Source organism: bacterium SCSIO 12741 (assembly GCA_024398055.1).
Classification (GTDB): domain Bacteria; phylum Bacteroidota; class Bacteroidia; order Flavobacteriales_G; family Salibacteraceae; genus SCSIO-12741.
In genome coordinates this window covers 3,168,751-3,194,732 of record CP073749.1, presented here as the reverse complement: position 1 = coordinate 3,194,732, position 25,982 = coordinate 3,168,751, and the positions used below count along the sequence as shown (strand labels likewise).

Annotated in this window: 21 protein-coding genes; 9 read left to right on the top strand and 12 right to left on the bottom strand. The window is 43.7% G+C overall.

All coding sequences use genetic code 11. The features are described 5' to 3' along the window. Positions 1 to 9 precede the first annotated feature (9 nt). Complete coding sequence (locus KFE98_13595) at positions 10 to 345, bottom strand: DNA-directed RNA polymerase subunit omega (protein UTW61048.1); 336 nt, start codon at positions 343 to 345, stop codon at positions 10 to 12. Between the two features lie 2 nt (positions 346 to 347). Next, positions 348 to 1,145, bottom strand: coding sequence for an outer membrane protein assembly factor BamD (bamD, locus tag KFE98_13590; GenBank protein UTW61047.1), 798 nt, complete (start codon positions 1,143 to 1,145; stop codon positions 348 to 350). A gap of 107 nt (positions 1,146 to 1,252) precedes the next feature. Between bamD and KFE98_13585 the strand changes: the two genes are divergently transcribed. Beyond that, positions 1,253 to 2,530: a pyridoxal phosphate-dependent aminotransferase family protein gene (locus KFE98_13585; GenBank protein UTW61046.1), complete on the top strand. Its 1,278-nt coding sequence runs from the start codon at positions 1,253 to 1,255 to the stop codon at positions 2,528 to 2,530. 84 nt (positions 2,531 to 2,614) lie between these two features. On the opposite strand, the gene KFE98_13580 is transcribed toward KFE98_13585, so the two are convergent. The 9 genes from KFE98_13580 to ychF all read right to left on the bottom strand — a co-directional run bounded on the left by KFE98_13580 (position 2,615) and on the right by ychF (position 14,706). Then, positions 2,615 to 3,046 (bottom strand): VOC family protein, encoded by a 432-nt coding sequence (locus tag KFE98_13580; protein ID UTW61045.1) that lies wholly within the window; start codon positions 3,044 to 3,046, stop codon positions 2,615 to 2,617. 70 nt (positions 3,047 to 3,116) lie between these two features. Beyond that, positions 3,117 to 4,661 carry an OmpA family protein gene (locus KFE98_13575; protein ID UTW61044.1) on the bottom strand — a complete coding sequence of 515 codons (1,545 nt, stop codon included), beginning with the start codon at positions 4,659 to 4,661 and terminating at the stop codon, positions 3,117 to 3,119. A 9-nt stretch (positions 4,662 to 4,670) separates the two neighbouring features. Further along, entirely contained in the window at positions 4,671 to 6,200 is a 1,530-nt protein-coding gene (locus KFE98_13570) for a hypothetical protein (GenBank protein UTW61043.1), read from the bottom strand. 78 nt (positions 6,201 to 6,278) lie between these two features. Next, a complete protein-coding gene (locus tag KFE98_13565; protein UTW61042.1) occupies positions 6,279 to 9,308 on the bottom strand; it encodes a DNA gyrase/topoisomerase IV subunit A in 3,030 nt (1,009 codons plus the stop codon). A 19-nt stretch (positions 9,309 to 9,327) separates the two neighbouring features. Continuing rightward, positions 9,328 to 10,257, bottom strand: a complete 930-nt coding sequence (locus tag KFE98_13560) for a TonB family protein (GenBank protein UTW61041.1) — start codon at positions 10,255 to 10,257, stop codon at positions 9,328 to 9,330. After that, on the bottom strand, positions 10,254 to 10,955 hold the full coding sequence (locus tag KFE98_13555; GenBank protein UTW61040.1) for a hypothetical protein: 702 nt from the start codon (positions 10,953 to 10,955) through the stop codon (positions 10,254 to 10,256). Before KFE98_13555 ends, KFE98_13560 begins: the two co-directional genes overlap by 4 nt. After that, entirely contained in the window at positions 10,952 to 11,446 is a 495-nt protein-coding gene (locus KFE98_13550) for an META domain-containing protein (protein ID UTW61039.1), read from the bottom strand. Before KFE98_13550 ends, KFE98_13555 begins: the two co-directional genes overlap by 4 nt. After that, positions 11,436 to 13,289 (bottom strand): type IIA DNA topoisomerase subunit B, encoded by a 1,854-nt coding sequence (locus KFE98_13545; protein ID UTW61038.1) that lies wholly within the window; start codon positions 13,287 to 13,289, stop codon positions 11,436 to 11,438. The genes KFE98_13550 and KFE98_13545 overlap by 11 nt, the downstream gene beginning before the upstream one ends. A gap of 319 nt (positions 13,290 to 13,608) precedes the next feature. Continuing rightward, positions 13,609 to 14,706: a redox-regulated ATPase YchF gene (gene ychF / locus KFE98_13540; protein ID UTW61037.1), complete on the bottom strand. Its 1,098-nt coding sequence runs from the start codon at positions 14,704 to 14,706 to the stop codon at positions 13,609 to 13,611. Positions 14,707 to 14,955: 249 nt separating this feature from the next. Between ychF and KFE98_13535 the strand changes: the two genes are divergently transcribed. The 8 genes from KFE98_13535 (at position 14,956) to KFE98_13500 (ending at position 25,231) form a co-directional block, all read left to right on the top strand. Then, a complete protein-coding gene (locus tag KFE98_13535; protein ID UTW61036.1) occupies positions 14,956 to 15,576 on the top strand; it encodes a hypothetical protein in 621 nt (206 codons plus the stop codon). 68 nt (positions 15,577 to 15,644) lie between these two features. Beyond that, positions 15,645 to 16,295, top strand: coding sequence for a hypothetical protein (locus tag KFE98_13530; protein ID UTW61035.1), 651 nt, complete (start codon positions 15,645 to 15,647; stop codon positions 16,293 to 16,295). Between the two features lie 719 nt (positions 16,296 to 17,014). Continuing rightward, the gene (locus KFE98_13525; GenBank protein ID UTW61034.1) at positions 17,015 to 17,743 is read left to right on the top strand and encodes a T9SS type A sorting domain-containing protein; all 729 of its coding nucleotides are present in this window, start codon (positions 17,015 to 17,017) and stop codon (positions 17,741 to 17,743) included. A gap of 379 nt (positions 17,744 to 18,122) precedes the next feature. Continuing rightward, a complete protein-coding gene (locus KFE98_13520; GenBank protein UTW61033.1) occupies positions 18,123 to 18,881 on the top strand; it encodes a response regulator transcription factor in 759 nt (252 codons plus the stop codon). A 19-nt stretch (positions 18,882 to 18,900) separates the two neighbouring features. Beyond that, positions 18,901 to 21,822 (top strand): histidine kinase, encoded by a 2,922-nt coding sequence (locus tag KFE98_13515; protein ID UTW61032.1) that lies wholly within the window; start codon positions 18,901 to 18,903, stop codon positions 21,820 to 21,822. 225 nt (positions 21,823 to 22,047) lie between these two features. Continuing rightward, positions 22,048 to 22,893, top strand: a complete 846-nt coding sequence (locus tag KFE98_13510; GenBank protein UTW61031.1) for a transketolase — start codon at positions 22,048 to 22,050, stop codon at positions 22,891 to 22,893. 8 nt (positions 22,894 to 22,901) lie between these two features. Beyond that, complete coding sequence (locus KFE98_13505) at positions 22,902 to 24,275, top strand: VWA domain-containing protein (GenBank protein ID UTW61030.1); 1,374 nt, start codon at positions 22,902 to 22,904, stop codon at positions 24,273 to 24,275. A 2-nt stretch (positions 24,276 to 24,277) separates the two neighbouring features. Continuing rightward, the gene (locus KFE98_13500; GenBank protein ID UTW61029.1) at positions 24,278 to 25,231 is read left to right on the top strand and encodes a transketolase family protein; all 954 of its coding nucleotides are present in this window, start codon (positions 24,278 to 24,280) and stop codon (positions 25,229 to 25,231) included. 80 nt (positions 25,232 to 25,311) lie between these two features. On the opposite strand, the gene KFE98_13495 is transcribed toward KFE98_13500, so the two are convergent. Then, on the bottom strand, positions 25,312 to 25,944 hold the full coding sequence (locus KFE98_13495; GenBank protein ID UTW61028.1) for a DUF4920 domain-containing protein: 633 nt from the start codon (positions 25,942 to 25,944) through the stop codon (positions 25,312 to 25,314). Positions 25,945 to 25,982: the final 38 nt, after the last annotated feature.

The following is a 25,982-nucleotide window of genomic DNA, read 5'->3' as shown; positions in this document are numbered from 1 at the left end:
GAAAAAGAATTAAACCAAATCGCCTTTGTTGTCTCCAGGTTTGCGGAAGTAAATACGATCTTCCATCATTTCCTGGATAGCGATAGCCACCGGCTTTGGCAATTTCTCGTAGAAACGAGAAATCTCAATTTGTTCGCGGTTTTCAAAAATTTCTTCCAGATTGTCGTGGGCAGTAGCAAATTCTTCCAGCTTCTGAGTCAACTCTTCTTTGATCTCCTGGTTAATTTGATTTGCTCTCTTAGATAAAATTACAGCTCCCTCATACACGTTACCTACTCCATCTGTAAGGTCCAAAACGTCTCTGGTAATAGTAGAACTGGAAGCTTTTGTCTTTTTGTAATCCATCTTTAATTATTTATCTGTTCGAGATTTTTATTTGTCTTTTCCAAGATTTCCTGAGCCTCAACGAGGTATTCACTATCTGGAAACGAACTTGCAAATTTAGTATAAGCCTTTTTAGTATTGATAAATCGTTCGTGTTTTTTTGTTTCCACGCTGTTATCGGCCCACATATAGTTGGACTTAACGATCAATAAATAGACTTCTTCCCGGTAGCGCGTATCGGGGTAATCGATCAAAACATTCTCCAAGGCCACCAAGGCCGCCTTATATCTACCTGTGCGGTAGTACTGACGGGCAATTTGATAGGCTTTCTCCTCCAATTTATAGCGCAATTCATCCAGGTGCTGATGGCAGGTTTCTACCCGCTCGCTTTTGGGATACTGCTTAATAAACAGCTCCAACTGCTCTATAGCTGTGTAGGTATCCGATTGATCCAAAGAAAATTTGGGCGAAAGCTGAAAATGGCAATATGCCGCCATGTATTGACACTCCTCGGTGTATTTGCTGTAGGGAAAGGTCCTTACAAAAGTATTGAAGCGGTGCGCGGCCAAAATATAATCACGCATGTTGTAGTCACAATATGCATATATATAATAGAGTCTTTCCGCCTTTTGAGTCCCTCGATAGATTGGAATTAGCTCCTCCAACAGGGGTATAGCCTTGTAATATTGACCCTTTTCGTAGTATTTGTTGGCCATTTCGTATTTGTGGGTCAGATCGGTACTCTTAAGCAATTTCTGATGCTTACAAGAGTAAATCACTGATACACAAATGATAAGAATAAATATTCCAGCTTTTTTCATTCGGGGTGCAAATATAAACTTTAAAAACCGATGAAATCCGATTTTCCATTAACTACCCACTCCGGTAATTATTATAATTTTGCCTCGCTAATTTAATTTCAAGCAACGTGGATATTTTTGAAAAGATAAAAGAGAAAAGAGGACCGCTTGGACAATTTTCGCAAATTGCACACGGGTATTTTACCTTCCCAAAACTTGAAGGTCCCATCTCTAACCGTATGACTTTCCGAGGAAAGGAAATGCTCGTATGGAGTGTGAACAACTACCTCGGGTTGGCTAATCAGCCTGAAGTTCGTGCCGTTGATGAGCAAGCTTCCCGCGATTTTGGACTTTCTAATCCAATGGGTGCCCGGATGATGTCGGGTAACTCTGTTTACCACGAACAACTTGAGGAAGAGCTATCCAAATTTGTTATGAAGGAAGATACCATGCTGGTTAACTACGGTTACATGGGTATGGCTTCCACTATTGATGCTTTGGTGGATCGTAACGATGTGATCGTTTACGATTCTGAATCACACGCCTGTATTATTGACGGTGTGAGAATGCACCAGGGTAAACGTTTTGTATTCCCTCACAACGATATTGATAAGTTGGAAACGCAGCTGGAAAGAGCTACAAAGTTGACCAACAACTCAGGAGGTGGTATCCTGGTAATTACCGAAGGTGTATTCGGTATGGCAGGTGACCAAGGAAAATTGAAAGAAATCGTGGCTCTTAAGGAGCAGTATGATTTCCGCCTATTCGTAGATGATGCTCACGGTATTGGTACCTTAGGTGCAACTGGAGCAGGTACTGGTGAAGAACAAGGTGTTCAAGACGGTATCGATATCTACTTCGGAACCTTCGCTAAAGCTTTTGCTTCTATCGGTGGATTTATTAGTTCTACTGAAGATGTGGTTGAGTACCTACGTTACAATACCCGTTCTCAGATTTTCGCTAAGTCTATGCCAATGCCATTAGTATTGGGTAACTTGAAGCGTTTGGAAATGCTCCGCGATCAACCTGAGCACAAGGCTAAGCTTTGGGAAATCGTTCACGCCCTTCAGAGCGGACTTAAGAAACATGGATTCGATATTGGAAACACTAACTCTTGTGTTACTCCTGTGATGATCAAAGGTGGTATTCCAGAGGCTACGAATTTGATTTTCGACCTACGTGAGAATTTCCACATCTTTACCTCTTTGGTTGTATACCCTGTTGTACCTAAAGATGTGATCATGCTTCGCTTGATCCCAACTGCGGCTCACACCTTAGAAGATGTTAATTACAGTATTGAAACGTTCGAAAAAGTTCAAGCTAAGTTGAACAACAGCGAATATTCAAGAGATCAGTTTACCTGGGCCAATGAGTCACACCTTTGGACTGGAAGAACTCCTGTATAAGAACTTTACAGTACTTTATATAAAAAGAAAGGCTCTCTACTCAGTAGAGGGCCTTTTTTGTTTTGGTCTAGTAAGGAACGGTGATTATCCCTTCATTTCCAACGATCGCCTTTGCATCTCTTCAGAATCTACAATTTCTACCCGAGTAGCTATCCACCAATTGATACCAAAGGGCCCTTTTACTCCGGCATTTCTATCTCCGTAAAACTGATCTCCTGGAGGCATGATGGAAACTCCTCCGCGATCCAATATCTTTTGGTAGGCCGCATCGGTGTCTTCGGTGTAGGTATACAACATAATGTCTTTAGTAGGGTTGCCCCGAGCAGGCCCCATCATTAAAGTGGAATTACCCATGGTTAGCTCGGCATGAAGGATATTACCCTCTCCATCGAGGATCTTTTCGGTAACCTCCCCACCAAATACAAACTGTACAAATTCAATAAATCCTTCAATATCTTCAAGAGAAAGGAATGGAGATATGGTAGGATATCCCTCTGGTTTAAACGAAACGCTCATAGTTTTTTAGGGGTTAAGATAGGAAATTGCGGTGGGAAGCTAAAGCACAATTTAGCGGGCGACATATCCCCTACCTCAGAGGCTTTGGCTTGAACCGAACCAATTTAAAGTTCATCCCCAATTGCAATATGGGGTATACCTTTTGACTAAAGTAATCCGAGTACTCATAAGCCATTCCACCTTGAAGGTACCATTGAACAAACCAGGCATCCAATCGATCGGCTTGAACTGCAAACCCAAGATGAACATTCTGCTCTACAAAATCGAGGCGGTCATCTAAGGGCAATCCGGCTCTAACTTCCGTTCCTGCATACAATCGAATTACCGAATAATTCAGGTTTCCTGACTGCGGACCTTGCCAGGCTAAATTCTGCCGGCTAAAATCGATCCATAGAAGGGTAAACTGAGTTTGCCAGGAAGAATACATCCGCTCCTGGTTATCCAGGCCAAATAACCAGCGACTATAATTTCTTGGCCCACGAAAATTAAAGTTAACTCCAACAAAGGGACTCGGCTGATCGGGCAGCCAAGAATAACCACCCTCCAATTCAAAACCAAATGCCCTGGCTGGGGTTCTAAGCCGCCTGCACTTTACGATTTTGCTATTGGGATTGCCACAGGTATCAAACTGGCAAACTTTCTGTTCCTTCAAAATATTGGACAGGAAATAGCGATTTCCTGGTAAAGTTGTTTTGAAGTACTTTCCTTTTTTTACCGGCTTCCAATGGATGATACTTCCACCCATGCTTCGCCGGTAAACCGCATTTTCATCGATGTATAGAGCCGGAGCTCGAACTTGATATTCTGGTTTGAACCACCTCTTTTTGAACTGTAGATTCCTCATCAAAAAACGATCGATTTCATCGCAGGTCTTTAAAGGCGGGTTCTTATCCTTCGTTAGAGCACAACTATCACATGGAGGCAGGTTGCGGATGAGCAATTTGGAAGAATCATAATATGCCTGTGGCAAGGTGGCTACCATGCGCATTTTCGACCATTTCCCCGATCCAGTTACTCGCCTCTTCCACCTGACCTTGCGAACCTTCCATCCCCCATCTGGCAATCGTTGACCGGTATAATGAGTAACGGTATCCATCCAATCATTTGACTCTATCTCCAATGAAACGGTAGCGCGTCGTTTGCCTTTTGAATAGGAAACATTCGTGTTTCGAAGGGTCTTGTAATCGATTCGGTAACAAAAGTCCCCGGAAGGATCTGGCAATTCTTCCTCTAGGTTGGGGAAATGAAGAACCATATCTACCCGTCTCGATTCCTTCGGCGTAGATCCACTTTCCTCACCAATGGCTTGAATGGACTGTGGGACACTCACCTCCCAGCGATGATTCAAATAGCGCTTTACGGCTACAGCCCGATTGTGGGATAACTTAAGATTTTCAGTAATCCGACCAGTGGTATCCGTGCGCCCGATGAAAGTCACTGAATCCAGGTTTTCCAAATCGTAGTGCTTGGAGAGCTGGTCAATTTTCTGTTTTTCGGCTATCCGAAGCTTTGCATCTCCAATTTCAAAATACAAGGAAATAGTATCCTGCCCCCTTCCTTGAAAACAGAGAAGAGTCAAACTCAAAAACAACATGAGCCGCAAATGGGTAGGCATTTCTTTGGTTTATTTCAATTCGGTAAGAGCGAACTCCAATACCGGATCATTACCCAAAAATAATTCTTCGGGACGTGCCTGAATAAAAACGTCGGGAAATACTCCACGATCAGGACTTTCGCTTTGAGTGGCCAACACGTACATTCCCAATGAAAGGGTGACTCCCAATTGCGAATGAGGCAGACGCATAGACAGGGTTATACCATCGGTACCTTGAGCGGCCACACCACTTTCTTCTCCAATGAAAAGAGCCTGTGTATTTTCCTTAAGCAAAGCCGAAACAACTCCAGCACATGACATGGTGGACCCATTGGTCAATACCACCAATTGCCCTTCAAAATGATTTTCAGCCACTTCACTGATTTTTTGATTCGGGTAATTCTCCCATCGCAAAAGACCACCCGACTGAGCAACAAAATTCATCGTATCCTCTATTCCCGCCGGATTTTGAATCAAGGCTTCAAATGCAAAATCTTCCTTTTTCTTCACATAAACGGCATCAATGTAGTCGATTGGTTGGTTCACCAAATAGGAAACTAAATACCGACCATAGCCGGTCCAACCTCCTGAATTATCTCTTAGATCCAAGATGAGCTTTTGATGCCCTTTATTCTTAATAATGGAAAATGTGCTCCTTAGCTGTTCCTCAAAACGTACACCGGTATAGGTAAGAACCTTTTTGTTGAATGAACCAATCGTTAGTATGGATGTGTTCAATGAATCTATCCAGTCGTAATTGAATGAGACAAAGGGACGGTCTATTCCGGGCTGAAGTTTCGCTACCGAATCCAGATAAGGTTTAGGCATGGCAGGTAATTTCAGAGTCATCTTTTCCCCCTGAGAATTCTGACATAGGATATCAAATACCTCTGGCTGCCCAATAAAATTGGAATAAGCATGGGGAAAATAATCTTGAATGATCTGCCACTTCAACGATTGGTTCTTACCATCCGACGTGATGGACTCCTTCATTTGATTCGCCAATTCGGAAAAGGATTGACCATTAATCTCCAATACCTCAAATCCGGGCTGAATCAAAGTGTCAGCAGAAAGGTTGGATCGAACATACAACCTCTCGTTGCTCACTACAAACTTGAGCGGGATAAACTTCAATTGTTCTTTTCGGAAGGCCTTGTAAGCCTTGCTGTGCCCAACTCCTGAATGCGAGTTTCCCATCAAAGCGAAGACCGGCGCCACTGCGTTGAAAAATTCGAGGTAACTGGCTGAATCCTGGAGGTCTTTTCGAGCCTTTAAAAAGAGGGAATCTATTTGAGCCGGTGTACAAAATCGATACATTCCTGTCTGAGCCTCATCCAATGATCGGCGTAATATGGCCAAATCTTCCAAATAAGCCTTTGACGCTTGCTTCTGATTGGGCGTTTCCCAAATCATTTCCGCATCCAATTGAGCAGATAACCAGTTCCTATATAGTGAATCAGGCATCTGAATAACCTGTTCGTAGGGATCCAAATTCGGACTATTCGATTGACAACCGAAAAGACCAAGTCCAATTAGAACAGCTACAAAGGATCTAAGCATAACGTTTCTTGAAACCGATCGAGCATTGGGCACGGCACATCCATTCCAATCAAACCTACACCCAGCCCACATAAAGGATCAGAAATCCAAGGTAATTTGGACAGGGCCTTCGGGTGGAATTCCTTGATCGTCATCATCACCTTTCGATTCCGGTGCAGACTCAGGCTCCTTGGCTTCCACCACCGGTGGCTCTTCCTCTTTCGGTGTAGGCTTCGGTGTTGCCTTCACCTTAGGGGCTTCTTTTTTTGGAGCTTCGGGCTTCGGAACTGCCTTCTTAGGTACTTCCTTCTTGGGCGCCACTTTTTTGGGTTCTGCCGCCTTAGGCTCTTCTTTCGGAGGTGCTACTTTCGGCGCTTCTGCCTTTGGCGCTGCAGGTTTAGGTACTGCCTTTGGAGTCTCCTTCACCACCTTAGGTTTAGCAGGAGCTTTAGGTTTAACCGGAGTTACTTCCGCCACTGAGTTTTTTAAAGAAGGGGCTTTTTCCTCTTCTGATTCAGGTTTAGCCGCATTGTCTTGCACTTCCGGATTCTCTGGATTATCAGGTACCTCTTCATCAGCTGGCTGCTCTCCCAGGTCTTCTTCCATTTCTATTGGATCTAAACCTACAATCGCCTTTACCTTTTGGGTAGTCAAACGGTTACCTTGAGCTTTCTGGCCTTTAACGCTGATAAACTCATGCAACACCACTTCTTCGTCTTCTTTGGTACTGCTTCGTTTGTCAAACTCTACCTTGACCTTAGCTCCCAGTTTAGAAGAGAAATACTCCATTCGAGAGTCCTCATGTTCAGAAATCAACAAGGTCTTTTTGTCCGTATCCTCCAGGTTAAATCGCTTGACATAATACTGTTCCTTTTCACCATCGTAATAGATGAGTGAGTAAACCCGATTGGGCTCATACTTCTCGATGAGCATCATGTCATCATCAAAGTGGGTGGACAAAGACTGCGGAGATAACTTATAATGCCCCGAATCCATAACAGACAGAATCTTGTCTTCCGGCTTAAATTCGCCCAAGAGCTTTCCTCTACCGTCAGAATTCAAGCGAGAAACGGTATCGTCCCACCAAATTTTGCGGGCACTTAGGGTTGAAATCCCAGCTTCCTTAAGCTCAATTTTGTGCACGAGGTGCTTGGTCAGAATATTTCCTTTAGCTCCCCTACCCTTGATAGCCAGTTCTGCAAAATCAAAATCGAAGCGCAATTTTTTAACATTGGGACGAGGCTTCAGCAATACCTTAATCGATTCTGCCTCTCCATTCGGATTGGCCGTCAGGTAAAGAATTTTGGACGCTTTATCACCGCCCGCCAAATCGTATTCTTTATCCCGGGTAATGGAGGTAACATTGAAGCGCTTCACGTAAGAATACTTCGATTTACCATCAAAATAGATCAAGTTATACGTGGTACGCTGATCCCCTTTTTTCCAAACCTGAATATGTAGAATGTCCTTTCCAAAGAAGGCCTTGTCTGCAATTCGGGAAACCATCATTTTGCCATCTTTTCGAATAACGATGATGTCGTCAATGTCCGAACAATCGCATACGTATTCAGATTCGGTCCGTTTTAAAGCAGTTCCGGCAAATCCTTCTTTTAGGTTCACGTAAAGCTTCACGTTGGCTACGGCTACCTTGGCACGCTCAATGGTTTCGAAACTCTTAATCTCGGTTTTTCTTTCGCGGCCTTCGCTGTGTTTTCTTTTGAGCTCTTTGAAGTAGTTAATCGCAAACTCCACCAAGTGATCCAGGTGATGTTGAACTTCTTTTAGCTGCTCTTCCAGGTTGAGGATAATCTCATCGGCCTTATCGCTATCGTGTTTAGTGATACGACGCATCCGGATTTCCAACAACCTCTTCACATCCTCATCGGTTACTTCCCGCTTAAGGTGCTTTATATGCGGTTTCAATTCTTTGTGGGTTACCACAATGGCCTCATCATAAGTCAGTCCGTCGAATTTGATGTAGATCTTTTGCTCGATGAAAATACGCTCAAGGCTGGCAAAGTGCCATTGTTCCTGAAGTTCGCCTTTCCGAATTTCAAGTTCTAATTGTAATAGATCCTTGGTGTATTCCGTATTGACTTTTAGAATCTCGGTAACCGAAACAAATCGTGGTTTATCATTCTCAATGATAACAGCATTGGGCGAAATGGAACTTTCACAATCCGTAAAAGCGTATAACGCATCAATTGTTTTATCAGGAGAAACACCTGGAGCCAGGTGAATCAAAATCTCCACAAATTCAGCCGTGTTATCCTCAATCTTCTTGATTTTGATCTTGCCTTTATCATTGGCCTTCAAAATCGAATCGATCAGTGAGGTGGTCGTGGTGGCGTAGGGCAATTCATTGATCACCAAGGTCTTTTTATCCAAGGCGTTGATCCGGGCACGAACCCGTACTTTCCCACCTCGTTCACCTTGGTTGTAATTGGCAAAATCGGCCATACCTCCACTAGGGAAGTCAGGATAGATTTTAGGGCTCTTTCCTTGCAGCACCTTGATGGATGCGTCGATCAGTTCAATGAAGTTATGTGGAAGAATTTTACACGAAAGACCTACAGCAATACCTTCTACCCCCTGAGCCAGAAGCAATGGAAACTTAACAGGCAGCGTAACTGGTTCTTTGTTTCTACCATCATAAGAAAGCTGCCATTCGGTGGTTTTTGGATTAAAAACTACATCGTTGGCAAATTTGGACAGTCGGGCTTCAATGTATCGAGGAGCAGCTGCCCGGTCTCCAGTAAGTATGTTTCCCCAGTTACCCTGGGTATCGATAAGCAAATCCTTTTGGCCAAGCGATACCAATGCATCTGCAATGGAAGCATCTCCGTGCGGGTGATATTTCATGGTATTCCCCACCACGTTGGCCACCTTGTTGAAACGGCCATCATCCAACTCCTTCAATGAGTGTAAGAGTCGCCGTTGTACGGGCTTAAGACCGTCATTTACGTGAGGCACGGCACGTTCCAGAATTACATAGGATGCATAATCCAGAAACCAATCCTCATACATTCCTGATACATGAATCACGTTGCCTTCCTCGAGGCTCATGTCACCAGAAGATTCGAATTCTTCGTCTCTTTCTTCGCCGTTTTCGTCCACTATATCTGCCATAGTTCTATTATCTACCCGGTCAGTTTTTTTCTCTTAAATAAAATCGAATGGGAAGGTTGAATTGTACCTTTACTGCCTTTCCCCTTTGTCTACCTGGAGTCCAGGCAGGCATATTGTTAACCACTCTTAGAGCTTCCTTATCCAATGCTTTGCTCACCCCTTTCAGGATTCGGGCATCCACCACCATTCCATCCTGGTCCACTACAAAGGTGACATAAACGGTTCCCTGATCGCCATTTTTGCGGGCCTTTTCAGGGTAGCGGGTATTGCTGCCCAACCACTCAAACATAGCTTGATTTCCCCCAGGAAAATAAGGCATCTCTTCCACAATCGTATACAACTTGGGTTGAGATTTCCCATTCTTCAAATCGGGATAGAGTTTGAATGTACCGTAGGTATCATGGCTTATGGAATACATGACTTGCAATTCGGAAACTACCCGAGCGGAGCGGATGTAAAACTTAACCTTCACCACTGACGGCGCGTTCATTCCAAAACTAAAGCCCGGCTCCCATTCAGTTTCGAGCAAAGCGTTCTTAATCGCTTGATCGGTTTTTACATCACTGCTATCCAGAATCACAACGCTATCTACCTTTCCTTGAGGTGAAATATGAATGGAATAACCAGAATAATCATCCACGGCAGTAAATCCTTCTTCTGTGTTTTGGGATACCCATTCCCACAATTCGTCCGCCGATTTCAATTTTGGCTTTTCGAGTAATTCCTTATTCAGCGATTGCCCAGTTTCGTCCCAGAGGCTGTAATCCTTTTGCTCGCCTTTCTTGTATTGCACCTCAGCTGCCTTTTGGCCATTCGGGTGGTACCAAATCTGCAATCCATCTGCTGCACCCTTTTTGTAATTCAAGGTAAATGCAGTTTGCCCATCCGAATAGTTTTGAGTCCAGATTCCGGTCCGGTCACCTTCATCATAGGCTCCCGATAACTTCACTTTCCCATTTTCAAAGTGCAGCACCCACTCACCATTTCGGTTGGACTCTTCAAACTGAGCAAGAAGGCGTTTGGTCCCATCTTCAAAATAACCGGTAAAAGGTCCATGATAGGCATCTTTTTCGCAACTGTATTCTGATTTAAGAGCACCACTTTCGTAGTAGGTTTTCCAATCTCCGATAAGCTCACCCTTTTCAAAAGCCCCGAGGATTCGATCTGGCCATTGTCATAAAAGTAGGTCCAAATACCCTGGGACTTGCCCTCTAAAAACTCACCCTTACTTTCTACCGCTCCAGAATCGTTGTAGTATTCCCAAACGCCAGTCTTGTTACCTTCCAAAAATTCTCCTTTGGCATATTCACCACCGTGATCGTAGTAATAAATCCACTCTCCAATTCGGTTGTCTTCTTCATATACCCCTATCTCATCAATCTGTCCGTTTTTGAAGTAGAAAACTACCTCACCAAATAAGTGCGTAGGCTCAATGGTTTTGGATCGTCCCTCCATTTGAAGTTCTCCGGAACGGTAGTAATCTTTTATCAGGTAATTCCCTTCTTCTCCTTCCCAAAGGCGATAGTACATCGCATCCTTAGATGTAGGAAGACGGTCCCAATTTCGGTCGAACCAAATTTTACGCTGTGCCAGGGTTGGTGCACACAGAGAAACGAATAGAATAAAAGCAATGAGTGGTCGGATCATTCTTCAGCAACAAATTTTAATTGGGTTTGTAAACCATTTAAGTAGAGGTAATTGCCATCCTCAGCAAACTCATAGGAGGTTATTTTATGGAGGTAGGCGACTAATTTATTCTGCCAGATATTTCGCTGTTCTTCTTCACAATACATTTCCGTGAAGAAACAATTGGTGTTGAATTGAATACTACCCGATTTGGCTGTGTAGCCACAACCACCCGAATTGCAAGGTGATTTGATACCAACGTTGCCTTGGCCTTCAGGAGGAAAATTCAATTTCACTTTCCATTCGGAGTAAGGAATATCCATCAACTCTCCTGCATCCATAACGGCCACAAGTTGCCAGCTCCCATTCGGAAGTGCTATTTCCTTGGGTGTTGAAGTCTCCTTTTCCTGAGAAGTAGCCGTCTGATTAGATTCTGGAGCCACTTCGGTGTTTTTGCAACTCCCCAAAACCAAGGCGAGCATCAACACTATTAGCCCCCATTTACTTTTCATCCACCAGGTCCTTTTCTACTTTGAGGTTTTCGATGATAAATTTCTGACGGTCGGGCGTATTCTTGCCCATGTAGAAAGTTAACAAGGGGTGGATACCGGTATCGTTACCAATGATCACAGGATCCAGTCTTACATCAGATCCAATAAACCCTTTGAACTCGTCTGGCGAAATCTCTCCCAAACCTTTAAATCGGGTAATCTCGGGTTTTCCTTTTAACTCGGCAATGGCCAATTCTTTTTCCTCGTCGGAATAGCAATAGATTGTCTTCTGCTTGTTTCTAACCCGAAACAGAGGTGTTTCCAAAACATACAAGTGCCCGGCCTTTACCAGATCTGGGAAAAACTGGAGGAAGAAAGTGATCATCAACAGGCGAATATGCATACCATCTACATCCGCATCCGTTGCGATAACTACGTTGTTGTAGCGAAGTCCTTCTAAGCCCTCTTCAATGTTGAGAGCGGCCTGCAAAAGATTAAACTCTTCGTTTTGGTAAACAATCTTTTTGGTGAGGCCAAAAGAATTAAGAGGCTTACCCTTGAGGCTAAATACGGCCTGTGTTTTTACATTTCTCGCTTTGGTAATGGATCCGGATGCCGAATCTCCCTCCGTAATGAACAAGGTAGTTTCGAGCTTGAGAGGATCATCTTTTTTATCGTTCAGGTGAACCTTGCAATCCCGAAGCTTCTTGTTGTGCAGAGAAACCTCTTTGGCGCGCTTTCGGGCCAATTTGCGAATTCCCGCCATGTCCTTACGCTCACGCTCACTTTGCAGGATTTTGCGTTGCAGGGGCTCAACCACAGCTGGGTTCTTGTGGAAGAAATTATCCAGTTCCCTGGACATGAAATCAGAAACAAAAGCCCGCATAGACTTTCCACCTGGCTCAATTTCGGTACTTCCTAATTTCGTTTTCGTTTGCGATTCAAATACAGGCTCAATTACTTTTACACTCACGGCCACAACCAGCCCCGAGCGAATGTCCACCGCTTCGTAATTCTTGCCAAAGAATTCGCGAACCACTTTGGCGTAGGCTTCACGGAAAGCCCCCTGGTGGGTACCTCCCTGGGTAGTGTACTGCCCGTTTACGAAGGTGTAGTATTCTTCACCATAAGAATTGGTGTGAGTAATAGCTACTTCAATATCCTCGCCTACCAGGTGAATAACAGGATACAGTGGATCTGCAGAAAGCTTTGTATTCAATAAATCGAGAAGCCCGTTTTCGGAGAAAAACTCCTCTCCATTCATGTGCAGCTTCAGGCCTCTGTTGAGGTAGGCATAGTTCCAGAGCAGGTTACGAACGTACTCCAGTCTGAATTTGTAGTTTTTGAAAATGGAATTGTCGGGAATGAAGGTCATTCGAGTACCTCTGCGCAGGGAAGAGTCTTGGATATTATGGTCCTCTGTCAACTCACCTCGGTTAAATTCAGCACTCTTGATTTTTCCCTCCCGAATGGATTCCACCTTGAAATAGTCTGATAGGGCATTTACGGCTTTGGTACCGACCCCATTCAAACCCACCGACTTTTTAAAGGCCTTGGAGTCGTATTTACCCCCGGTATTGATCTTCGACACACAATCGATCACCTTACCCAGCGGAATACCACGACCATAATCCCGCACCTTTACGGTATTGTCTTTAATGGCAACATCAATATTTTTTCCATTGCCCATGACAAACTCGTCAATCGAGTTGTCCAACACCTCCTTGATCAGAATATAAACCCCATCATCAGCAGCGGAACCATCACCGGTTTTCCCGATGTACATTCCAGGTCGCATTCGAATGTGTTCTTTCCAATCAAGGGATCGTATGTTGTCTTCGTTGTATTGAACTTCCTGAGCCATAAAAGAAAATAATCCAGGTACGAAAAGCACCCGTCGTTGAAACTCTAAATTTAGAAGAAACAGCACTGCCTATAAGGGATTAAGGCATTTTGTTTTCCACAGTGTTATACACCGATTGGAGTGAATTATGAACGTTCAATTTTCAATTCTCAATTTTTAGGAATTCCATTCCTCACCTACGGAAATCGAGGTTCAAAATCACCTTGAATAAGATTCGAATAGCCACCTAAACTCTAAGGTAAAGAGTAATGACTGAAAATTGAAGATTGATGACTGCAGATTAAAGATTAATGACCGCAGATTGAAGATTGAAAATCTCCTACACGTTGAAACGGAAATGCATCACGTCGCCATCTTCCACAACGTATTCCTTTCCTTCCACATTTAGCTTTCCGGCATCTCTACAACCCGATTCAGAACCGAATTCAACGAAATCGTTGTATTTGATCACTTCGGCACGGATAAATCCTTTTTCGAAATCGGTATGGATTACTGCGGCAGCTTGAGGAGCTTTTGTGCCTCTATTGATAGTCCAGGCACGAACTTCTTTGACACCAGCGGTAAAGTAGGTTTCCAAGTCGAGTAACTGGTAAGCCGATTTAATCAGCTTATTTACACCTGGCTCTTCCAAGCCCAATTCTTCCAGAAACATCTGCTTTTCGTCGTAAGTGTCCAATTCAGAAATATCGGACTCAATGGCTGCGCAGAGATAAAGGACCTGGCAATTCTCATCCTTCACCATTTCTTCTACACGTTGGGTATATTCATTCCCATTGGCCGCAGAACTTTCGTCCACATTGCATACGTACAATACGGGCTTATCGGTAAGCAATTGCATATCGCCGGCCAGTTCTTTCTGCTTATCTTCCAAAGGCACACTTCGAGCCGACTTTCCGGATTCCAAATGAGACTTATACACCTCGATAACTTCCACTACTTTCTTGGCATCCTTGTCACCGGTACGAGCCATTTTACGGGCTTTATCCAAGGCTTTGTCTACCGTCTCGAGATCTTTAAGTTGCAATTCCAGATCGATTACTTCTTTGTCGCGAATAGGATCTACGGAACCATCAACGTGAACGATGTTATCATCTTCAAAACAACGCAACACATGGATGATGGCGTTACATTCCCGAATATTTCCCAGGAATTGATTTCCCAATCCTTCTCCCTTGCTGGCTCCTTTAACCAATCCGGCAATGTCAACGATTTCTACGGTAGTAGGAACAATTTTCTCAGGATTAACCAGCTCAGAAAGCTTAGTCAACCGCTCATCAGGAACGGTGATGACACCTACATTTGGCTCAATGGTACAGAAAGGGAAATTGGCCGATTGTGCTTTCGCACTGGACAAACAATTAAACAAAGTTGATTTTCCAACATTTGGAAGTCCTACAATACCACATTTCAAAGCCATACGATCGTCATTTTTATTGGGCTGCAAATTTAAGTAGGCTATCTGAATAAACTGGTGTAAATCTTAAATGTTAAGGGACAATTTCAAATCTTAAATTATCGTCCTTCAAAATTCACCCAATAGCTAAGGGAATCAAAATTCAAAATTCTCAATGGCCCGCATTTTGTTAGGGGGATTCCGTCATTTTATAACCCATGAAAAAAAACTAAATTAGCACCCCCCAATAAACACACGCAAAAACAATAATTGATGAAAAAACTAATTGCACTTTTTACCTTAACCCTTATCGTAGGTGCGGTAAGCGCTCAGAAAATCGCCGTTAAAGAAGGCTCGATGAAAGACATCAAATCCATTAAATCCTGGAATGTAGTATTCAACTACGATGGATGGGTAACCGACAAACACGGAAGTGAAGCGGAATGGATTGAAGAAAAGAAAAAAGAGAAAAACGACAAGGAAGCTGGTACAGGTGATGCTTGGTACCTGGAATGGAATGAAAGCAAAGAGAGCTTGTTTCCACAGAGCTATTGTACCGGGATGAACAAGTCCCTTCAGAAAAAATTTGGTGTAACCTGTGAGCCTGGTACGGGTGACGGAACCATCGAAGTACTAACAACTTGGTCTTACATGGGATGGCGTATGCCAACTGGTGGTGTTAAGCCTGCCAAGATTACGACTACCATCACCTTTAAAGATGCGGATGGCAAAGTACTGTTGGTATTGGAAGTGGACAAAGCTCAAGGGGCTGTTCAAGGTGGCGGAAGCGCATACAGTAGCGCTGGTTACAAAGCAAGCGATCGTTTGTCAGCTTCTTACCGTCAAACTGGATTGGCTGTTGGAAAAATGGTAGCCAAAGGTGCTTACAAATAAGCCTTAGCAATCATAACATGAATTTTGAAAGCAGGCTTCGGCCTGCTTTTTTTAACCCCTATTGAACCATGAAAACAATTCTCACTCTCCTACTTTCTTTAACCATCCTCGGATCGCAGGCTCAAGACGTTGAAGTTTTGTCTGGATCTATTGAAGACATGATGTCCATAAAGTTCTGGGAACTCAATGTGGATTATGCTGATCTTCAGATAACGGAGCGCAAAGTTTCCTTAGGATCGGAATCGGATTACAAGTACAAAATCGAGGAAGAAATAGCCAAAGAATCGGAGCAAAAAGCAGAATCCTGGGAAAAGCAATACGAAGCCAAAAAGGCTAAAACCTACCCTACGAAGTTTAGCGTATCCTTTAATAAGATCCTTCTCGGTAGCCGTCAAATTATGATTGCGACTGAAAGTTATATGGATCAAGTGGAAGGTGAAGTAAGGGTTATTCCTGAGAAACTGGAATTGGGTTGGAAAAAAGGACGCCGCATGGGTGAAGCACTGCTAACCGCCCGAGTGGAGTTCTACAATGAAGCCGGAGACCTGCTTTTCAGCATGCGTTTAACGAACTGTCCTGGAGTTCCTTCGGGATCGGGTTGGATTGATGCTTCGGATTGGTATGCGACCTATCAACGGGTTAATGAATCTTTTGCCAAATGTGGAAAGGAAGCTGCCATCTACATCGATGACAATTTCCCTAAGAAAAAGAAGAAATAACTTCAATAACCCGGTCTTGGATGTTTGCACGTGGATGACTTAGATTGTCCCGCATTCGCGAATGGCCAGAAAACCACCTAACTCATTTCTGCGAAGACCAATTTTCAGGTAGGATTGGTCTTCGTTGTTTTTACCCTCTATAAATGTGGCTCAAAAAAAACCGAGAATTGAGCATTGCATTCCCTCATTTCCAATTTCCCACTTACTCGACCAGAACTACCAAACTAAAAGTTAAAAATACCGCATTCTTGATGGGTATTTTTTCGGTTCCAGGTTACTATCATATTTGACCTATCAGATTATGACGACTGCTACGGAAAATAGCTAAACGTAAATCTTATACTATGAGAAGGAGCCCCAAAGAAGAACAGTACCCGATTTTTATTTTCTTGCTCATTCACCCACCCAGCGAGAACATGAACAAGCATTCCCGTAGACTTCTACCCATCCACTGAATCGTCCATTGATAGCTCATTAGGGCCCAGAACAACTTCTATTGATCTGACACCGGATCTAAAATGGAGATTGTTTCAAATCCCCTACATCCATGAAGCTGTCCACTCCAAAGTTTGCCGGGAATCGATGAAACCCTGACTGAAAGGGAATGATCGACAATCAAAACAGGCGATCATCCTATTCAACGAATAAACACCTTAATGCATTAGCGCAATCTTTTAACCTCAGCAGGCTCTATTTCAGCTTGCTACAAAACTCAAACTATGAAAAGTACCATCAGCATTCTATTATTTTTCCTTCTATTCTCAACAGCCTCTTTTGGCCAAAAAGGATTTGAAGTTGTCCAGGAACATCAAGCCGAAATTGTTTGCGACACCGTGATTATATGTTACGATTGTTGTTTCGAATTTGAAGTTGTTCCTAAATTTTTCCCGGTATGCTTTGATAGCTGCAACGGAAACCTGGATAATGTCTTTGAAATCCTGCACAAACCCTGTAAATCCCAATTGGATCGATCACCGGTCTTCTCTACGGCATTTACCAACATCACCGTAAACTCGGGAGGTACATTGGGCAACTGTCACACTTGCTCTTCTCCGGTTTCTACAGGTACTGGTCCAGTTCCGACTTTTAATATGGCGGTATGCAGTCCGGGATGGCAATCGGCCAACTTTGACATCACGCTATATGATAGTGATGGCAACAAGATCGGCGTATGTGTGAATAAGCGGGTTCAATTCTATGTTCCAGCTTGTCCCGATGATCCATTCCGTGGAATTTCAGTTCACCCTAACCCTACCTTTGATCACATCAGTTGGGAGCAAAGTGAAAACATTAGCAAAGTCGAAATACTAAATAGTGGTGGTCATGTAGTGGTTTCAGATAGTCACCCCTCTGGAAACCTGCAAACCGGAGACCTTGAAAATGGCACCTACTACGTTCGTTTCACCTATACGGACGGAACCTTTAGCTTTACCAAAATCGTTAAATAACACCCTTTAATTAGTTGCTAAGGCATTATGGATCAGGTTGCAGGAGAGCATTTACTCCCAGGTAAAAAGTCTCCTGTAACCTGTTTTTCATTTACCCCCATTCATCAACCCGCTCATAGGCCTTCGAAAAGTCCGAATACTTCCAATGAAACCGCAAGTCCATTGATTATCTGTCAGGTTCAGAAAACAGAGGCATTAAACTCAACCCCCATTCGCCAAAGGAGTTATTCCTCCTACAGCCTTACTCGAAAGTTTACTCTTCAAACAGTATCCATGATTAAGAATTTCCCACCAAAGGATGGATCCTTTCGGAAGACTTCATGGACTTCGAAAAATGGGTTAATTTCACGAACTAAGACCTTAACTACGAGCAGAATCTATGAGAGCCTTATTGGTTGATGACGAAACGCTTTGCAGAAACGATCTATCTTCTTTATTAAAACACAATTGCCCGGAAATTACTGAAATTCAAGTGGCTGAATCAGTGGATCGAGCGGTAGAAATTTGGGATGACTATTGCCCTGAGGTGCTTTTTCTGGACATCCAGATGCCTCAAAAAAATGGTTTCGAGTTACTGGATGCCATTAACCTGAAGGACTTGTTTGTCATATTCGTCACGGCCCATGAAGAATATGCCCTTAGAGCCATTAAAGCCGGCCCTACAGGATATCTAATGAAACCCGTGGATCACGACGAACTGAAGGAAACCGTGAGCCATACCAAAGAACTCTATGATCAGAGAAAACACATTCGATTCGAATACCAGCACGCATTGGAACATTTGATAGAATCCGTTGCTCAAAAAAAGGCTCCTGAAAAAATTTGCCTGCCTCATCTCAACAAATTGAGCATGATTGAAATCCGGCAAATTGTATTGCTTTCAGCAACGAGCAACTACACTACCTTTCATCTGGAAGATGGAACGAGTATCGTATTGGCCAAAACCATTCGATCTTTTGAGTCTGTATTGGGTGACGATTTTATTCGCATTCATCGTTCCTATTGCGTTAACCTCCAGCATATCAAGGAGTTTTCGCACGCCGGAAATGAGCTTAAAATGAGCAATGGAAAGCGTTTGCCAGTTTCTCGGAGAAGGGTCAGCTTTTTGATTCAGAAAATGAAAGGCTACAGCTATTAAACCTCTGAAAATAGGGCTGGTGTTGTTTGCGGTATTGGGATTTCTATCGGGAAATGCTCAACGCCTTATCTCGACGTTGTACTCGACCAACTCAGAACTATCTTCTTCAGAAACCCATTATGTGGTAACCGGAGCCGATGGCTATGTCTGGATCGCATCCGAATACGGATTATCCCGGTACGACGGAAAAGAGTTTAAAACCTATACCATCCAAAACGGCCTCCCGGGAAAATCAAATACCTTGTTGGAATTGAGAAAGGGGCCCAACGATCGAATTTGGATTACCTCCTTGGAAAACGACATCAGCTATATTGAAAACCAGCAAATACATCCCTTCCTTTATTCAAAAGACACCAGCTATAATCCAGGAAGAGGCGAATTCTTTTGCTGCGATACTGAAAATAGAAAATGGATTTTTGACTGGTACTTAAATGCGCTGTATCGAGAAAAAGAGGGCGGAAACTTTGTACGGGTATTCGATCCCTGTAAAAACAGATTGAATGAGGACAGACCGCAACAATTCACACTGATTCGAATTCAGGCATCAGGCACCCTACCCTACCAGAGCCAAAATTTAGACTCCGACGTCGCTCAACCCTCCGTTTCCTGCACGGGTCCTTATATTCAACTCACTTTTCCCGCAAATGAGGAATTGCGTTCCTATACTTTTCATTATTCAGCGCAAAGGGAGGAATATGTAGGCATTGATCAGCACGGGAATTACGTCCGTTTTAATAAAGATTCCATCCTAAGTTACGGTCAGCAGATAATCGACGAAAACGATGCGGTGTCGTTTGTATACGAAGACCGCGAACAGAACTTCTGGTTAGGCGGTTCAAATGGTGTTTATCTGTTTCGCCATGGAAACTTTGCTGAACCTTACGAGCACCTAATGAAGGGCCATTTCCTTACTTCCATGAGTCAAGATTTGGAAGGGAATTACTGGTTTAGTGACTTTCACAAAGGAATTCATAAAACAGCTTCCATCCATTTTAGGCTTCTGGATTACTCAACATCCCTCAACAAAAAGGTATCGGCTTTAAGAAAGCATCAGAACCATCTTTGGTTTTCAACCGACCAGGGAGAGATATGGAAAGTTGATACTCATCATCAAGCCGAACGGGTTTACCCCAAACATTCAGAACCCATCGACTTCTTCCCCTTTGAAGTCTTGGAAAATGAACGGCTACTACTACCCACCCAAAATTCAGAGATTCAAGAATTCCGTTCAACTAGTACCATTGCCAAAGATCCCATTATCTATTCCCGCAGCCACGGAAGTGACATCTATGTTGGTTTTAGACTGGGCTTCTTAAAGCTTCGGTCCGATCCCAAAACGGGTGCTATAACTACCCTTATGGATTCCAAAAATGACTTATTCAATTTTCAGTGGAGAACCAATGCCATTAATGAAGATGGCGATGAGGTATGGGTAGGTAGTACGCATGGACTTTATCTATGGAAAAATGACTCGCTCATCCCTATGGAGCAACATTCCTCTCTGCTGGGCAGCAGAATCATGGCCTTGGAGAAATTGACACCGGAATATCTGGTCATTGGAACCAAGGGCAGCGGCCTTTTATTGCTTAACAAACGCTCGAAAAAAGTCAACTCCATAACGGAGAAAGAAGGATTGCTGAGCAACTATATCAAAACGCTCTTCATTCAGGATCACACCTTGTTTATAGGGACCAATCGAGGGCTGAGCAAACTCACGCTAACCGATCAACTTGAGATCGAAAACCTACAAAACCTCAATATTCATAACGGACTTGCCTCCAACGAAATATGGGACATAATAGAATTCAATGGCAAGATATGGTTGGCCACCACTCATGGCTTGGTGTACTTTGACGACGCTCTGGTTAAACCCAATAATAGCCCTCCACCAATTTACCTAAGTGAGGTTAGAGTGGCTGATTCATTAATCCAAAAATCGGATGGTCCGCCGCAACTTCAAAAGGGCGACAGGAACCTGCTCATCCAGTATCATGGGGTAGGATTTAGAGCCGGAAACAACATTCGATATCGCTACCTTATTCGTCATGAGGATGAAGATTCTGACACGGTTTACACCTCTTCTGAAGAAGCTCGATTTATCAACCTTTCTCCTGGTAACTATACGTTCCGTGTTTGGGCCCAAAACGAAGATGGTTATTGGAGTGAACATCCGGCTGAGTTCTCGTTCAACATTCCGGAAACCTTCCTCGAAACAATTTGGTTTCAACTGATGTTGCTGCTGCTTTCCTTTTTCGCTTTGGTACTTACCTTCTTTCTATACCTGCAGAGAAGAAAACGCATTTTCTCCCAAAAACTGCAAACCGAAGAGCTCAAACAACAGGCCTTGGCAGCGCTGATGAATCCCCATTTTATCTACAACTCTCTGGCAGCTATTCGGCATTTCATCCACAACCACGACATTCAGCAATCGAGTCGCTACCTTGGCCTTTTTTCGCGACTGATTCGGCTTAATTTGCTTTCAGTAAAGAACGGCTTCATCGAATTGGAAGACGAAATAGAACGCTTGAAACTTTATCTTGAAATTGAGCAAATGAGATTTGATAATAAACTGGAGTTTCAAGTGAACATTGATCCGGATCTTGACATTTTCGACATCACGATTCCCGCCATGATTATCCAACCCTATGTTGAAAATGCCATATGGCACGGCATCCTTCCTACCGGAAAACCGGGTAAAGTAACCCTATCCATTGCCATCATACCCGAGCAAATATTGGAAATTCGAATTCATGACAATGGGGTAGGAATTTCCGACGAGCCGAAGCCTAAAAAAACACACCACACTTCTGTTGGTATGTCGATTACCAAAAAGCGCCTGGAACTCCTTTCGAAAAAAACCGGAAAGTCTTATCGCGTTTCGGTGGGAAAAGGTGAACAAAATAGAGGAACCGAAGTTTTGATTCAGCTAGCTATAAGTTGAGCCGTGTTCCATTTAAAACTCAATTTCAAAAACAACCTCGTAATCAAACCAATAGCCCCATAAAACCAACCAAGCTCCCCCGTTTTCAACTTTTCAAGTTGTAGCGATAAAACACTTGATTTTCAGCTTATCAAAAAGGTTAATTTCAGCAAAGCGCCTTTGTTATTAACAAATGGTCTGAGGAACGAGGTAAATACCCTAATTTCGCGGCCAAACATCCCTCAAATGGCAGACTTCGATAACATCAAAAAACTCGCATCTCAAACCCGTCGAGACATTGTGCGAATGGTTCATGCTCAAAGCTCCGGTCACCCGGGTGGTTCTCTGGGTTGCGCCGATTTTTTTGCTACCCTCTACAGCGCTATATTGAAGCACGATCCCAAAGAGTGGGATATGGATGGTGAAGGGCAGGATTTGTTTTTCTTGTCGAATGGACACATTTCTCCGGTTTGGTACAGCACCTTGGCCCGAAGCGGTTATTTTCCAGTTGAGGAGCTTTCTTCATTCAGAAAGATTGATTCTCGCCTACAAGGTCACCCGACTACGCACGAAGGTCTTCCCGGAATTCGGATTGCCTCTGGTTCTTTAGGGCAAGGATTGTCTGCTGCTATTGGAGCCACCTTGGCGAAAAAGCTGAATGGTGATGATCGTTGCACCTATGTATTGATGGGTGATGGTGAATTGCAAGAAGGCCAAGTTTGGGAAGCCGCCATGTATGCCGGTGGAAAAAGCGTTGGCAACCTGGTTGCCGTGGTAGACTGGAACGGTCGTCAAATTGATGGAGATGTAGAAGATGTACTGCCTCTTGGTGACCTGGAAGGGAAATGGAAATCCTTTGGCTGGCACACCCTTCAAATGGATGGACACAATGTAGAAGAAATTTACAATACCTTGGTTCAGGCTCGTGAAATTTCAGCGGAAGGAAAACCCGTTGTTATTTTAATGAAAACCGAGATGGGACAAGGGGTTGACTACATGATGGGCACCCACAAATGGCACGGAGTTGCACCCAACGATGAACAATTGGCACGTGCCTTGGAACAGTTGGAGGAAACTCTTGGTGACTATTGATTAACTACGTGCGAATAGCAAAGACATATTTTTTACTGATAATAGGACTCTTTATCCTGAGTTCTTCTCATGCCCAATCGGGTGATGAGCCACTTACGCGGCTGCTGTTTATTTACGATGCGTCCAATTCCATGAACGGATCCTGGAACAACGGTCAAAAACACAATGTGGCTCAGCGCTTATTGGCTCAGGCTGTTGACAGTCTAAAAAAGACGCCTAACCTGCAAATGGCTTTGCGGGTGTATGGACACCAGAAGTATTACCGCAACGGACAAGATTGTAACGACACCAAGCTGGAGGTTCCTTTTTCGGCCAATAGCGGTGAGAATATCAAAAAGCGACTTTCAGAAATACGGCCTAAGGGAACTACTCCCATTGCCATGACCCTCGAAAAGGCTGCCGGAGACTTTCCTCCTTGTGCCAGTTGCAGAAACATCATTATCCTTATTACCGATGGTATAGAAGAATGTGGTGGTGATCCCTGTACGATTTCCATGAAATTGCAGCGCCAGGGCATCATTCTAAAACCTTTTGTGATTGGTATTGGTATGGACATGGGATTTACCAAGTCCTTTGAGTGTATGGGAACCTTCTACAACGCGACCGATGAGGCTTCCTTCCAAAATGTATTGGGTGTGGTTATTTCTCAAGCCTTAAATAAAACCACGGCCCAGGTAAACCTGATTGATGCAGGAGGGCACGCTTCAGAAACTGAAGTTGGTGTTACGCTATACGATCATTTTACCGGGAACATCCTTTACAATTTCGTTCATACGATGAACGCTAAAGGTGTACCGGACACATTGGATATTGAGCCTTCTTTTACCTATGATTTGGTGGCCCATACGATTCCTCCAGCTCGAGCGGATAGCTTAATTATGTTGCCAGGTAAGCATAATATTTTGGCCGTTGACGCGCCACAAGGTTTCCTGGAAATTAAAGCCAAAGGATTCTCTAACAAGACACCGATTCAAGCCATTGTCAGAAAGCATGGAGAAAACAAAACCTTGCACGTTCAGAACTTGAACACCAAGGTGAAATACCTAACCGGGTTCTATGATATTGAACTCTTAACCACTCCCAGAATTTACCTCAACGACATTGCCATAAGCCAGAGCCACACCACCACTCTTGACATACCTAATCCAGGACTATTTTCCCTTACCCTAAATTCCAGAATTTACGGGGCCATTTACCAAGACAAAGACGGCGAAATGGTTTGGGTAAAAAACCTCGATTCCGATCAAACCCGACAAAGTTTTTACCTCCAACCCGGTGATTACGTCGTGCTATACCGACCATCAGAAGCCAGAAGTACCTGGTTTACTAAAGAGAAAAAATTTACTATCAAAATCGGAAGTTCTACATCCCTTAATCTTTGACCATGATCAAATACGTTAATACTGGAAACAAAGACACCCGATCCGGATTCGGAGCCGGACTTTCTGCCCTGGGCAAATCCAATCCTAATGTGGTAGCCTTGTGTGCTGACCTTACCGGATCTCTAAAAATGGACGCCTTTGCTGCAGATCACCCCGATCGTTTTTACGAAGTGGGTATTGCTGAGGCCAACATGATGGGGATCGCTGCGGGCCTTACCGTAGGTGGCAAAATTCCATTTACCGGAACCTTTGCTAACTTCTCTACCGGACGGGTTTATGATCAGATTCGTCAAAGTATTGCTTACTCCGGAAAGAATGTAAAAATCTGCGCTTCACACGCCGGACTTACTTTGGGAGAAGATGGGGCTACCCACCAAATTTTGGAAGACATTGGTTTGATGCGTATGCTTCCGGGCATGACGGTAATCAATCCATGTGACTTTAACCAAACGAAGGCTGCCACTGAAGCTATTGCTGAAATGGAAGGCCCGGTATACTTGCGATTTGGTCGCCCAAAGGTGCCAAACTTTACTCCGGAAGATCAAAAATTTGAAATTGGAAAAGCGGTGATGCTTAATCCGGGTAGAGATGTTACCATCATCGCTACTGGCCATTTGGTATGGAAAGCATTGGAAGCTGGTGAGTACTTAGCTCAGAATGGTGTAGATGCTGAAATCATCAACATTCACACGATTAAACCATTGGACGAGGCTGCCATTTTGGAATCGGTTAGAAAAACCCGCTGTGTAGTGACTGCCGAAGAGCATCAACTAAATGGTGGATTGGGAGATGCTGTTGCTCAGCTTCTATCTCGTAAAAATCCTGTTCCATTAGAAATGGTTGGTGTGAACGATAGCTTTGGAGAAAGCGGAAAACCAGAAGAATTGATGGTGAAGTACGGATGTGATACCAAAGACGTAATTCAAGCCGCACAAAACGTATTGGAGCGCAAATAGATCGCTTCACATAACCCAAATAAAAAAGCCCTGGATGCAAATGCAAACAGGGCTTTTTTTATGCTGTAAACTTTGGAATCTTATTCCGCCGTAGTCGTTTCGGTGTTACCTTCCATTTCAGTTTCTTCAGAACCCATTTCGGTTTCTTCGCCTTCCGAAGATTCGGTTTCTGATTTGCTTGGTGTGTAGTCAGAAAGCAATACGCCATTAGCCATAAACAAGTAGCTTACTTCTGGCTCAGTAATAGCGGCAATTTCTTCTTCGCTTTTTCCTGCATCCTCAGCGTAGTGACGCAATTCCTCAACAGGAACTGTCTTTTTGTATGCGCGACCTTGCATCAAGGCAGTGCTTCCTTCGCTATCCAATGGAACGAAAAATCCGTAATCCTTGAACTTAACGAAGATCTCTTGGTCATCACCCAGATCTACTTTCATCCAGCAGCCTTTCTTTTGGCAGCAAGAGTTGATCTTTCCTGAAATCAAAACGTCTTCCACGGTATCCATTTCAGCCAATTGGCTCATTAGATCACCACCAGCAGTCACTTGATCGATTACAATCTCTTCTCCAAAGGAAGCTGGAGTAGGCTCAGCAGTGGCCGTTTCAGTTTGTGTTTCAGGGGTAGTTGTAGCTTCTTGTTCGGCTTGTTGGTTTCCGCTGCAGTTCCAGAACAGCACTACCAAAAGCAATAAACCGGTAATTCTCATTGTTTTCATTTTTAGGATTACAAAGGTAATTTTTCTAAGGAGTTCCT